The 12,133-nt window shown below is 52.2% G+C and carries 10 protein-coding genes; 8 read left to right on the top strand and 2 right to left on the bottom strand.

Translation table 11 applies throughout. From position 1 onward, the window contains the following. Window positions 1-63 precede the first annotated feature (63 nt). The 5 genes from IEX86_RS21790 to IEX86_RS21810 all read left to right on the top strand — a co-directional run bounded on the left by IEX86_RS21790 (window position 64) and on the right by IEX86_RS21810 (window position 6,398). On the top strand, window positions 64-1,452 hold the full coding sequence (locus tag IEX86_RS21790; protein WP_188868242.1) for an MFS transporter: 1,389 nt from the start codon (window positions 64-66) through the stop codon (window positions 1,450-1,452). 25 nt (window positions 1,453-1,477) lie between these two features. Beyond that, on the top strand, window positions 1,478-1,993 hold the full coding sequence (gene ssb, locus IEX86_RS21795) for a single-stranded DNA-binding protein (RefSeq protein ID WP_188868243.1): 516 nt from the start codon (window positions 1,478-1,480) through the stop codon (window positions 1,991-1,993). A 254-nt stretch (window positions 1,994-2,247) separates the two neighbouring features. After that, window positions 2,248-4,461 (top strand): YccS family putative transporter, encoded by a 2,214-nt coding sequence (gene yccS, locus IEX86_RS21800; protein WP_188868244.1) that lies wholly within the window; start codon window positions 2,248-2,250, stop codon window positions 4,459-4,461. 109 nt (window positions 4,462-4,570) lie between these two features. Continuing rightward, window positions 4,571-5,470, top strand: coding sequence for a sugar nucleotide-binding protein (locus IEX86_RS21805; protein WP_188868245.1), 900 nt, complete (start codon window positions 4,571-4,573; stop codon window positions 5,468-5,470). Beyond that, a complete protein-coding gene (locus tag IEX86_RS21810; protein WP_188868246.1) occupies window positions 5,463-6,398 on the top strand; it encodes an NAD-dependent epimerase/dehydratase family protein in 936 nt (311 codons plus the stop codon). The genes IEX86_RS21805 and IEX86_RS21810 overlap by 8 nt, the downstream gene beginning before the upstream one ends. Window positions 6,399-6,464: 66 nt before the next feature. Here IEX86_RS21810 and IEX86_RS21815 read toward each other — a convergent pair whose 3' ends face one another. Then, window positions 6,465-7,013 carry an outer membrane protein assembly factor BamE gene (locus IEX86_RS21815; RefSeq protein WP_188868247.1) on the bottom strand — a complete coding sequence of 183 codons (549 nt, stop codon included), beginning with the start codon at window positions 7,011-7,013 and terminating at the stop codon, window positions 6,465-6,467. Window positions 7,014-7,105: 92 nt separating this feature from the next. On the opposite strand from IEX86_RS21815, the gene fur reads away from it, so the two are divergent. Beyond that, a complete protein-coding gene (fur, locus tag IEX86_RS21820) occupies window positions 7,106-7,510 on the top strand; it encodes a ferric iron uptake transcriptional regulator (protein ID WP_188868248.1) in 405 nt (134 codons plus the stop codon). Window positions 7,511-7,573: 63 nt separating this feature from the next. On the opposite strand, the gene recN is transcribed toward fur, so the two are convergent. Next, the gene (gene recN, locus IEX86_RS21825; RefSeq protein WP_188868249.1) at window positions 7,574-9,241 is read right to left on the bottom strand and encodes a DNA repair protein RecN; all 1,668 of its coding nucleotides are present in this window, start codon (window positions 9,239-9,241) and stop codon (window positions 7,574-7,576) included. Window positions 9,242-9,435: 194 nt separating this feature from the next. Between recN and grpE the strand changes: the two genes are divergently transcribed. Continuing rightward, entirely contained in the window at window positions 9,436-10,005 is a 570-nt protein-coding gene (grpE, locus tag IEX86_RS21830) for a nucleotide exchange factor GrpE (RefSeq protein ID WP_188868250.1), read from the top strand. A gap of 91 nt (window positions 10,006-10,096) precedes the next feature. Next, a complete protein-coding gene (gene dnaK / locus IEX86_RS21835) occupies window positions 10,097-12,022 on the top strand; it encodes a molecular chaperone DnaK (RefSeq protein ID WP_188868251.1) in 1,926 nt (641 codons plus the stop codon). Window positions 12,023-12,133 lie beyond the last annotated feature (111 nt).

Below are 12,133 nucleotides of genomic sequence, written 5' to 3' on the forward strand. Positions count from 1 at the left end.
CTTTCGTTATTTTTAAAGTTATCCGGCACTATGAATTTTAGGGTGCCGACAAGAGGAGTATTCATGCACGATAAGCTCAGCGACCGCATGAGCGCTTTGGAGCGCCGCGCAGCGGTCGGACTGGCCCTTGTGTTTGCATTTCGCATGCTTGGTATGTTCATGGTATTACCGGTTCTGGCTACCTATGGTCAGGAACTGGCTGATGCGACGCCAGCCCTCATAGGTTTGGCAATCGGTGCATATGGTTTGACCCAAGCCGTACTGCAAATTCCCTTTGGTACGCTTTCAGACCGTATTGGTCGGCGTCCCGTTATCATTGCTGGCCTGTTGGTCTTTGCAGCAGGGGCTGCGGTAGCCGCCAATGCGCACAGCATATGGGGCGTGATATTGGGTCGTGTTATTCAGGGTGGCGGGGCTATTTCCGCTGCTGTAATGGCGCAATTGTCCGATTTGACTCGAGAGCAGCATCGCACCAAAGCCATGGCTACCATTGGTATGAGCATTGGCGTGTCCTTTGCCGTCGCGATGGTTTCCGGCCCTTTGCTCACGCGCTCGTTTGGCTTGTCAGGATTATTTTGGGCAACCTCGGCGATGGCGCTGGTTGGGCTCTTTTTGATTCTTTTCGTTGTGCCCAAAGGGTCACGTGTAATGCAACACCGTGAGTCGAGTGTTGCTAGGCAGGCACTAGGGACAACGTTACGCAATAAGGATCTTCTGCGTCTGGATCTGGGGATTGGCGTTCTTCACGCCGTTCTAATGTCCAGTTTTGTGGCGCTACCTTTGGCATTGGCTGAGCATGCCGGGTTGCCCAAAGAGGAACATTGGTGGGTATATCTGACGGCCCTGGTTGTGGGGTTCTTTGCCATGGTGCCATTTATCATCTATGGCGAAAAGAAGCGACAGATGAAACGCGTGCTGGTGGGTGCGGTTGCAGTATTAGCCCTATGCGAGCTGTTTTTCTTTGCCTTCGATGAAAACCTGACAGCTCTTATCATTGGCATTGTCGTGTTCTTCACTGCCTTTAATCTGCTAGAGGCTTCGCTGCCTTCATTGGTGAGCAAGGTGGCTCCTGCGGGAGGGAAGGGGACGGCGATGGGGGTTTACTCCACCAGTCAGTTTTTAGGCTCTGCAGCGGGTGGCATCCTGGGTGGATGGCTGTTCCAGCATGGTGGTTTAAATACCGTTTTTCTCGGTTGTGCAGCACTTTGTGTCGTATGGTTGTTAATAGCTGTTACGATGCGCGAACCCCCTTATGTCACCAGTCTGCGCATGCCGTTGGCGCCATCCGTTGCCCAGGATGCTGCATTGACTGATAGGCTGATGGCTTTACCGGGCGTTACCGACGCGGTAGTCGTAGCGGAAGAAGCTGCAGTCTACGTTAAAATAGATACCAAGCAGGTCGATCGTGATGCTTTGGAGCGGCTGGTAAGTCCCGCGCCGGCAGTAGGTTGATCTATGAAGATTTCAGGAGAAGTAAATGGCTCGTGGTGTTAATAAAGTAATCCTGGTCGGGAATGTCGGCGGCGATCCGGAAACCCGTTACATGCCTAATGGCAATGCGGTAACCAACGTTACGCTGGCAACCAGTGATAGCTGGAAAGATAAGCAGACCGGCCAGCAGCAAGAGCGTACCGAATGGCACCGTGTGGTTTTCTTTGGCAAGTTGGCTGAAATTGCTGGGGAATACCTACGCAAAGGCTCCCAGGTGTATGTGGAAGGCAGCCTGCGCACCCGTAAGTGGCAAGGTCAGGATGGCCAGGATCGTTATACCACTGAAATCGTGGTAGACATCAATGGAACTATGCAACTGCTGGGTGGCCGTGGCGGCGCATCCTCTGGCGGCGATGAGTATAATCAAACTCAACAGGCGCCTCGCGCACCTCGTCCACAGCAGCCTGCCTCTGCCGCGCCTCAGCGTGAAAACCGTCCGGCACCTGCACCTCAGCAGCCAGCGCCGGATTACGATAGCTTCGATGATGATATTCCGTTCTGATACGCATCAAGCCCTCTTGTGATGAAAAGCCCGACTTTAAAAGGTCGGGCTTTTTTATTTCTCGGGGCTAACGCAGGCGTTCAGTTATTTCTGTTTCTGCCGACCTGTGTGAGGCAGCTTTCCTTGTTGCATTGCGGGATTGGTCTGGAAAAAGTAAAAACACTTTTATCTGTAAGATGTCTTTTCGTCTTTACTCAGCGTCTATTGGCAATAGCCTCCTTCATGAGGCACAACGGAGCTAACGAAGCCTCACTATGACTTTATTCGGCAAACCTTTGCGTCATTTGTGGGCCCATAACAAGGCCAGCTACGGTGTTCGTGTGTTTGTCGCCCTTACAGGGGCTATGGCTGTATGCTGGTATTTGGGTGATCTGCGCTCCATTTCGCCTGTTTTTTTAGGAATTATTGCCAGTGCGCTAGCTGAAACTGATGACAGTTGGCTTGGGCGATTGAAGTCTTTGCTGGTAACGCTGATCTGCTTTGCTATAGCTGCTTTTTCTGTAGAACTACTGTTCCCTTATCCCTGGGTCTTTGTATGTGGGCTGGCGCTGGCTACATTCTTGTTAACCTTGCTGGGTGCGCTTGGTGAGCGATATGGGTCTGTGGCGCAGGCAACGGTCATTTTGTCCATCTATGGAATGATCGGGGTAGATCAGCGGCTTGGTGGCGAGGTGCCGATTTGGCATGAGCCTGTACTTCTGCTCGCTGGCGCAACCTGGTACGGCTTTCTATCAGTCTTGTGGTGTGCCCTGTTTGCACATCAGCCGGTACGTCAGCACTTGGCAGCGCTGTATTACGAACTGGGCCTTTTCCTGCGCTACAAGGCCGATCTGCTTGAGCCGGTGCGTCAGGTCGATCTTCATGAACGTCGTCTAAAGCTGGCACAGCAAAACGGTCGTGTCGTTGATGCGCTGAATAAGGCTAAAGCCACTATTCTGATTCGCTTTGGTCGCTCGGGTAGACCTGGTGTGCGTTCAGGGTTCTATTTCAAACTTTATTTCATGGCCCAGGATATTCATGAACGAGCAAGCTCTTCCCATTATCCTTATAGCGCCCTGACCGAAGCGTTCTTCCATAGTGACGTGCTGTTTCGTTGCCAGCGGTTGTTAAGTTTGCAGGCGAAAGCATGTGCACTGCTGGGTGAGGCTACTCGACTGCGCCAGCCTTTCGAATACGGACAGCAAAGCCATCAGGCTATGGCAGATTTGCATGCCTCAATCGACTATCTCAAGCAGCAGAACAATCCTCACTGGCGTGGGCTTTTACGCTCTCTAGATTCACTCTCTACAAATTTAAGCACCCTTGAGCGCCAGCTTTCCAATGCCAGTCAGCCGGAAGTGAATATTGGCGAGTTGGATACGAGCTTGCTTGATCCAACACCAAGATCCCTCAAGGATATGTTGCAACGCATACGACTGCAGCTTACGCCAACATCGCTTCTGTTTCGACATGGGTTAAGGATGGCTATTGCTTTGGCTGCTGGATACGGTGTTTTACATCTGGTTCATCCAAATTACGGCTATTGGATACTGCTCACCACGGTTTTTGTGTGCCGTCCCAATTATGGTGCGACGCGGATGCGTCTGGTTCAGCGAATCGTGGGTACTGTCATTGGCCTGCTGTTGGGTAACGCATTGCTACAACTTTTCGGCAGCACTGAGGCCCAGCTTTCGCTGGCAGTTATTGCAGGAACGGTTTTCTTCGTTACCCGAACTGATCGCTATACCATAGCCACAGCCGCTATCACCGTTATGGTGCTGTTCTGCTTCAATCAGGTAGGTGATGGTTTTGGTCTCATTTGGCCACGCTTGATTGATACGCTGATTGGCTGCCTCATTGCGGTACTGGCTGTCTTCTTTATCTTGCCTGACTGGCAGGGAAGGCGTCTGCATCAGGTAATGGCTAACACGCTGTTAACAAGCAATAACTATTTGCGTAGTGTTATCGACCAATACCGTCATGGTAAGCGGGATGATCTGAATTACCGAGTGGCCCGACGTAACGTGCATAACGCAGACGCCACCTTATCGGCGGCGCTGGCCAATATGTTGCGAGAGCCTGGACATTTTCGTCGTAATCTAGAAGCAGGATTCCGCTTTCTGGCCTTATCCAATACCTTGCTGGGGTATCTGTCAGCACTGGGGGCACACCGGATACAACTCGCGGAACACCCGGTAGATCCACTCATCGAGAAAGCAATGAGCCGCCTGAGTGCGGGGCTGCTTGAAATAGCTCAGGCGCTTAATGAGAGACGCTCTTTGGTTCCTACAGCAGAAGAAGAGAATGCCCTGGCTGACGAGTTAGAGCAGTTCCCTGATGACCTTGATGATGGGCATCGTCTGGTGCTGACTCAACTGGCCTTGATCAGCCGCTTGCTACCTAATTTGAAAAGCGCAGCGGCCTATGTGCTGCGTACGCCTAAGGAAAATGCTGAAGATGAGACTACCGTTGAAGCTGTCCCATCCTGACATGGATGACGAAAGCTTCCGCTATGCTGCACAATGATGACATTGTCCGGCGTGCCTGTTGCTTTGGCTGCGCCGTTTACGTTCAGATTTTGGAAGATACCCGAACTCCATGCGCATGCGCCTCATGCTGTTGGGCGGCGGTAATGCCCTGGGTCAGGCGCTGATCCGCCTAGGTGCAGAAGAAGATATACATTTTCTTGCACCTCGTCCGCCAGCACAGGGCTGGAACGCCAGCCACCTGACCCAGTTGCTTGATGACACCCGCCCCGATGTAATCATCAATCTGGCTTATTATTTCGACTGGTTTCAGGCGGAGCACGTCGATGATGACCAGCTTTCGAGACAAGCCAGCGCTGTAGAGCGCCTGGCTGAACTCTGTCAGCATCATTCAATCGCCTTGATACAGCCTTCCAGCTATCGCATCTTTGATGGCAGTAGGGCCAGTGCCTACAGTGAAAAAGACGAACCTAACCCTCTTGGTGTACGCGGGCAGGCGCTGTGGACCATAGAGCAAACGGTGCGTGCCTTATGCCCTCAGCATGTCTTGTTGCGACTAGGGTGGCTTCTGGATGAGAGCCCCCACGGGGCATTGGACCGATTCCTGTCTAAGGCCGAGGAAGGTCAGCCGCTGCCCCTTGCTGATGATCGACGCGGAAGCCCCACTCCTGTCGATGACGCCGGGCGAATTATTCTGGCTGTTATCAAGCAATTGGATTGCAGTGCTCCGCTTTGGGGGACCTACCATTATGGTGGCATCGAAGCGGTTACTCAGTTGACGCTAGGGCAGACTATTATTGCTGAAGCCTTGGCCTTATGCAGAATGCCGGAGCCAAATCTTGAGCCCATGGCTCATGGTGCTACTCAAGACGCATCTGACGAGCCGCAGAATGCTGTTTTGGCCTGTAAAAAGATTTTGAATACGTTTGGTATCAAGCCGCGTAACTGGCGTAGCGGAATACCCACTTTGTTGGATCGTTACTATAGGCAAACAGGAAGTCGCCATGACTGAGCAACCTATTCTTATAACGGGTGGGGCCGGATTCATCGGCTCCCATCTGGTCGATTTGCTATTAGCCAAAGGAAAACACGTCCGGGTACTGGATGATTTTTCCACGGGTAAGCGGGATAACCTGCCAATAGATAGTGCTCGGTTGGAGATCATTCATGGCGATGTGGCCAGTACCGATACCGTCGATCAAGCGATGGCAGGCTGCTCCGCTGTTGTACACTTGGCTGCTGTTGCCTCTGTTCAGGCCTCGGTCGATGACCCAGTCAGTACACATCAAAGTAATTTCATCGGTACCTTGAATGTCTGCGAAGCCATGCGCAAGCACCACATTCAGCGTATTGTTTTTGCTTCAAGTGCTGCCGTATATGGACCGAATGGGGAAGGGCAGGCTATTGCTGAAGACACGCCTAAAGCGCCGCTGACGCCCTATGCAGCCGATAAGCTAGCAAGCGAGTATTACCTTGATTTTTACCGCCGTGAGCATGCTTTAGAGCCAGTAATATTTCGATTTTTTAATATATATGGTCCTAGGCAGGACCCTTCTTCACCGTATTCGGGCGTCATCAGCATTTTTACAAATCGCGCATGTCAGGGTGCTCCGATTACTGTCTATGGTGACGGCGAGCAAACCCGAGACTTCGTTTATGTGAGTGATCTAGTAAAACTCATCGCTCAAGGTTTAGAGATGGTTGAGCCAGTAATCGGGCCCGTCAATGTGGGGCATGGTGAAGTCATCAGCCTCAATCAGCTATTAAGCGAGATCGGCTTGGTGGTAGGTGGTCTGCCAGAAATCACTCATGCGGCTGCGCGCGCAGGTGATATTCGTCACTCAAAAGCGGACAGCTCGCGTTTGCAATCACATTTTGCTTTTGAAAGAGTTACCTCCATGAGTGAGGGGCTAAAATCATTGTTGAAATCGAGCAGCTGATAAATTGTATTTTCATAAAAAAGCCCCGCTGAGCGGGGCTTTTTTATTTGAAATAGATAATGGGATCTATTCGTTTTGCGTATCAATTGGCGCTGGCGTAGGGATCGGAGTGGCTTGCGTTCTATCGATTTCCTGTTGGATTTGCTCTTCAACTGAGCCAGGGGCTGGCGGTTGATCCTCTGGTTGCTGAGGTGGCTGCTGGGCTGGCTGATCCGTTGGGCTGGAAGCCTCTGGCGCAGCGGTCTGGCCGCTTGTGCCCATGATTTCCTGCTCCCGGGTAACGCCCGGTTTGAAGTCGCCGGCGAGGCCTACAAGATGATCGCTATCATCGAAAACCAGGCTTACACGCTCCTGTTGGCGCTGACCGCCACCAGGTTGCATGCTATAGAGATAATCCCAGCGATTGGCGTGGAAAGTATCGGTAATCAAGGGGCTTCCCATGATAAACCTTACTTGTCGTCGGGTCATTCCTGGGCGAAGCTGGTCTATCATGTCCTGCGTGACAACGTTGCCCTGCTGGATATCAATTTTGTAGACCCCCGGAAAAGAACATCCGGCGAGCGTGGCGAGGCTCAGAAAGGTAAGCCCGGTCAGCGTTAGCTTGAGGTTTTGCATCGGGGGAAGACTTCCACTATCTTGCTAGGCAATGAACTCTGATCATACCTGCATTCCGAAGTGCTGCGAAGCGTTCGAAGCCGAGAAAGAACATGGTTGAAAATAACGAGCTCCGTAAAGTCGGGCTAAAAGTGACTCTTCCACGAGTCAAAATCCTGCAAATGCTGGATTCCGCCGGTCAGCGCCATATGAGCGCTGAAGATGTGTACAAGGCGTTAATGGAGGCCGGCGAGGACGTGGGGCTCGCTACTGTTTATCGCGTATTGACCCAGTTTGAAGCCGCTGGGCTGGTTGATCGTCATAACTTTGATGGCGGTCACGCTGTATTCGAGTTGGCAGATACTGGGCACCACGACCATATGGTATGTGTAGACTCGGGTGAAGTTATCGAGTTCACGGATGCCTCCATTGAAAAGCGTCAACGTGAGATTGTAGAAGAGCACGGCTATGAGCTGGTTGATCACAATCTTGTGCTGTACGTTAAAAAAAGAAAATAGGCCTTGCTGCCCAATAAAAAAACAGCGGCCTTGGCCGCTGTTTTCGTTTCCTCTAAAGAATGTTTACTTTGCTGTAACCATTTTTTTGGCATGTGCAAGCGATTCGCGTGTGAGATCGATACCCCCTAGCATGCGCGCTACTTCCTCAATGCGCCGTTGCTTGTCCAGTATCGCAACTGCAGTTCGGGTTTCACTCGTGCCGCGTTCCTTATGGACAAAGAGGTGATGGTGACCCTGAGCAGCAACCTGTGGCAGGTGAGTAACCGTCAGCACCTGTCCATCTTCACCAAGACGGCGTAGTAGCTGGCCCACAATCTCAGCGGTAGGGCCGCCAATGCCTACGTCCACTTCGTCAAATACAAGTGTAGGAACACGTGATGTCTGGGCAGTAATAACCTGAATTGCCAAGCTGATACGTGATAGCTCACCACCCGATGCTACCTTGGCCAAAGGCCTGAGCGGCTGGCCTGGGTTAGCGCTTACACGAAACTCTACGTTTTCCTGCCCATAAGGCTGTAGATCGTTCGAAGGCTCAGGTTGCAGTGTAATGGAGAAGCGGCCACCAGGCATGCCTAGGCGTTGCATTTCTGTTTCTACTGCCGCTGCGAGCTCAGGGGCGCGTGTTTGACGACGTTCACTTAGCTCGTTGGCCTTTTCCTGATAATGGCGTGCATAGGCGGCCAACTCTTCCTGCAAACGTTCAACCGCTGCATCATCAGCATTCAATGACTCCAGCTCGCTCTGAAGCTGCGCTTGCAGATGGATAAGCTCTTCAGGTTGCACTCGGTGTTTGCGTGCCATGGTGTAGATAGCGTCCAGGCGTTCCTGGACTACTTGCTGGCGCTCTGGATCGGCCTCGAAGTTGTCCATGAAACGGTTAAGTTCCGACACCGCTTCTTCAATCTGAATTTGTGCTGAGCCGATAAGATTAGTTGCTTCCTCAAGCGCTTTAGGCGCATGGCTAAAGCCGGTCAAGCGGTGAACGCTTGTATTTAGAGCCGACAGGACGTTACCGCCTTCGCCCTCGCTGCATAGGTCAATAACCTGGCGGCAGGCGACCAAGAGCTGCTCTGCACTGGCCAAGGTCTTTTGCTCTTGCTCAAGCGCTTCGATTTCCCCTGTACTCAAGGAAAGGTTGGCCAACTCCTCAAGCTGATAACTCAAAAGCTGGTGGCGTGCCCGTTGCTCTTCGCCACTGCTCGATAAGCGCTCAAGAGTTTGCTTAGTCTGGCGCCAGCGCTGCGAAGCCAGTTGGACTTGGCGTGCTAACTCTTTGGCCTCGGCAAATTCATCCAGCAGACGGCGATGTGTATCCATTTTCAGTAGCGACTGATGCTCGTGCTGGCTATGGATATCAATGAGCAGGCTACCCAATGCTTTTAAATCCCCCTGAGGGCAAGGCGACCCGTTGATGTAGGCGCGTGAGCGCCCCTCGGCTGTAATAACGCGGCGCAAAATACATAGGCCCTCGTTATCGAGATCGCGCTCAGCCAACCAGTTTTGTGCCTCAGGGATATGTTTCAGATCAAAGGTAGCTAGGATGTCTGCCTTGTCAGCACCAGGACGAACTACGCCACTATCGGCTCTGTCACCCATGGTAAGGCCGAGCGCGTCCAGCATGATTGACTTACCGGCTCCCGTTTCACCGGTAATCACTGTCATGCCACGCTCAAGTTCAAGGTCGAGATGTTCAACAATCGCGTAATTGCGGACGGACAGATGCACCAGCATGTGGGTGGGCTCCGAAATCGTAAGTCTGGTTATTTATTCAGTAGTGTTCATTTATACAGTTTTTCTTTTCGTCCTGGCAATAACCCTAACCCTTGAACCTTTAAACGTCGGCCCCATATAGCGGGCAGAACCGCAGGATTTGCAGCACTTTTATACTGCGTATGACCTGCCAAACGATTCGACAGGAGGACGACATGGCTGACGAGCAAAACCCAGATATTCAAAAGCCAGAAACCAATCAGGATGCTCAGGCTCCGCAGGCGGATGACCTGGCAGCTCGCGTAGCGGCACTGGAAGAACAGCTGGCGGCTGCACAAGATCAGACGTTACGCACTGCAGCCGAGTTGCAGAACGTCCGTCGCCGTGCAGAGCAGGATGTCGAGAAAGCTCACAAGTTTGCGCTGGAAAAGTTTGCAAGTGATCTGCTGGCTGTGATCGACAGCCTTGAGCGTGGTCTAGAGATGTCGGACGCTAATAATGAGGCGCTACGCCCCATGCGTGAAGGCATGGAACTCACGCTCAAGGTATTCCAAGACACGCTCAAACGTTACCAGGTAGAAGTCATTGATCCGCATGGTGTGCCCTTTAATCCAGAGCTGCATCAAGCGATGGCAATGGAAGAAAGTGCCAACGTTGAGCCGGGCAGTGTGCTGAAGGTGTTCCAGAAAGGCTATTCCATCAATGGGCGTTTATTGCGTCCGGCCATGGTGGTTGTCAGCAAGGCGCCTTCGAATCAGCAGCCGACAATTAACGAAAAGGCTTGAAATAATCTGCTCGGTCCCCATTTGGTGAAACAACCGAGCAAAAAAGATCCGCAGACGGATCGCACGGAATCAAGATTTCTGGAGAGTGAACATGGGTAAGATCATTGGTATCGACCTGGGGACGACCAACTCCTGCGTGGCCATCCTCGAAAACGGCAGTGTAAAAGTGCTTGAGAACGCCGAAGGCGCTCGCACTACGCCGTCCATTATTGCCTACACAAACGACGGTGAAACACTGGTGGGTCAGCCTGCCAAGCGTCAGGCAGTAACCAACCCGCAAAACACGCTATATGCTGTCAAGCGTCTTATCGGTCGCCGCTTCGAAGAGAATGTGGTACAGAAAGATATCCAGATGGTGCCTTACAGCATCGTCAAGGCAGACAATGGTGATGCCTGGGTAGAGGTCAAGGGCCAGAAAATGGCTCCGCCGCAGATCTCTGCAGAAGTATTGAAGAAGATGAAGAAGACCGCCGAGGATTACCTGGGCGAGACCGTAAGCGAAGCGGTAATCACCGTTCCTGCTTACTTCAATGACAGTCAGCGTCAGGCTACCAAGGATGCTGGTCGTATTGCGGGTCTGGATGTTAAGCGTATCATCAACGAGCCGACTGCCGCTGCGTTGGCTTACGGTCTGGATAAAGCCAAGGGCGACCACACCGTTATCGTTTATGACCTGGGTGGTGGTACGTTCGACGTTTCGGTTATTGAAATTGCCGAGGTTGATGGCGAGCATCAGTTCGAAGTATTGGCCACCAATGGCGATACCTTCCTGGGTGGTGAAGACTTCGATATTCGTCTGATCGACTACCTCGTAGACGAATTCAAGAAAGAAAGTGGAATCAACCTGAAAGGTGATCCGCTGGCTATGCAGCGCCTGAAAGAAGCTGCTGAAAAAGCCAAAATCGAGCTTTCTTCTGCCCAGCAGACTGATGTGAATCTGCCCTATATCACTGCAGATGCAACAGGTCCTAAGCATCTGAATGTGAAGATTTCTCGCGCCAAGCTGGAGTCGCTGGTAGAAGATCTGGTCGAGCGTACCATTGAGCCTTGCCGTACTGCATTGAAAGATGCCGGTATCGATGTTTCTCGCATCGATGAGGTTATCCTCGTAGGTGGCCAGACACGTATGCCGCTGGTTCAAAAGCGTGTTGCTGATTTCTTTGGCAAAGAAGCACGTAAAGACGTCAATCCTGACGAAGCTGTGGCCATTGGTGCTGCTATCCAGGGTGCTGTTCTGGCGGGTGACGTCAAAGACGTTCTGCTTCTAGATGTAAGCCCGCTGACGCTGGGTATCGAAACCATGGGTGGCGTAATGACGCCGCTGATCGAGAAAAACACTACGATTCCAACTAAGAAGTCGCAGGTGTTCTCGACTGCTGATGACAACCAGAGCGCTGTGACTATTCACGTGCTGCAGGGTGAGCGTAAGCAGGCTGCGCAGAACAAATCGCTGGGTAAATTTGACCTGGCTGAGATTCCGCCGGCACCGCGTGGCGTACCGCAGATCGAAGTAACCTTTGATATCGACGCCAACGGTATTCTGCATGTGTCTGCCAAAGACAAGGCTACTGGTAAGCAGCAGTCCATTGTCATCAAGGCGTCTTCTGGTCTTTCTGAAGAAGAAATTCAGCAGATGGTTCGTGATGCCGAAGCCAATGCTGACGAAGACCGTAAGTTCGAAGAGCTGGTTACTGCCCGTAACCAGGGTGATGCCCTGGCGCATGGCACACGCAAAATGCTTACCGAAGCCGGTGACAAGGCAAGCGCTGAAGAAAAGACTGCTATCGAGAAGGCTATCAGCGAGCTTGAAGCAGCAGTGAAGGGTGACGACAAAGAAGCCATCGAGGCTAAGATGAACGCTTTGTCTCAGGCTTCTGCTCCTCTGGCTCAGAAGATGTATGCTGAGCAGCCCGCTCCGAATGCAGAAGGCGCAGCCAAGGCAGATGCCAACAACGATAAGCCAGCTGGCGATGACGTTGTGGATGCCGAGTTTGAAGAGGTCAAGGACAATAAGTAAGCCTCGCGCTTGCTTGAGCCCCGGCAGGCCATATGGCCTGCCTGATCCGCTGCGCGGGAGCCTGTCTCCCGCGTTGGCGTGTCTGGAGGGTTGAAAAATGAAGGTGCAGGA

The sequence above is a fragment of the Pseudomonas asuensis genome, from assembly GCF_014646755.1.
GTDB lineage: Bacteria > Pseudomonadota > Gammaproteobacteria > Pseudomonadales > Pseudomonadaceae > Chryseomonas > Chryseomonas asuensis.

What these genes read in the sequence shown, in the direction of transcription:
- IEX86_RS21810 (WP_188868246.1), top strand. Translation starts at nt 5,463, where the DNA reads ATGACTGAGCAACCTATTCTTATAACGGGTGGGGCCGGATTCATCGGC.
- IEX86_RS21805 (WP_188868245.1), top strand. Translation starts at nt 4,571, where the DNA reads ATGCGCATGCGCCTCATGCTGTTGGGCGGCGGTAATGCCCTGGGTCAG.
- recN (WP_188868249.1), bottom strand. Translation starts at nt 9,241, where the DNA reads ATGCTGGTGCATCTGTCCGTCCGCAATTACGCGATTGTTGAACATCTC.
- IEX86_RS21815 (WP_188868247.1), bottom strand. Translation starts at nt 7,013, where the DNA reads ATGCAAAACCTCAAGCTAACGCTGACCGGGCTTACCTTTCTGAGCCTC.
- yccS (WP_188868244.1), top strand. Translation starts at nt 2,248, where the DNA reads ATGACTTTATTCGGCAAACCTTTGCGTCATTTGTGGGCCCATAACAAG.
- dnaK (WP_188868251.1), top strand. Translation starts at nt 10,097, where the DNA reads ATGGGTAAGATCATTGGTATCGACCTGGGGACGACCAACTCCTGCGTG.
- fur (WP_188868248.1), top strand. Translation starts at nt 7,106, where the DNA reads ATGGTTGAAAATAACGAGCTCCGTAAAGTCGGGCTAAAAGTGACTCTT.
- grpE (WP_188868250.1), top strand. Translation starts at nt 9,436, where the DNA reads ATGGCTGACGAGCAAAACCCAGATATTCAAAAGCCAGAAACCAATCAG.
- IEX86_RS21790 (WP_188868242.1), top strand. Translation starts at nt 64, where the DNA reads ATGCACGATAAGCTCAGCGACCGCATGAGCGCTTTGGAGCGCCGCGCA.
- ssb (WP_188868243.1), top strand. Translation starts at nt 1,478, where the DNA reads ATGGCTCGTGGTGTTAATAAAGTAATCCTGGTCGGGAATGTCGGCGGC.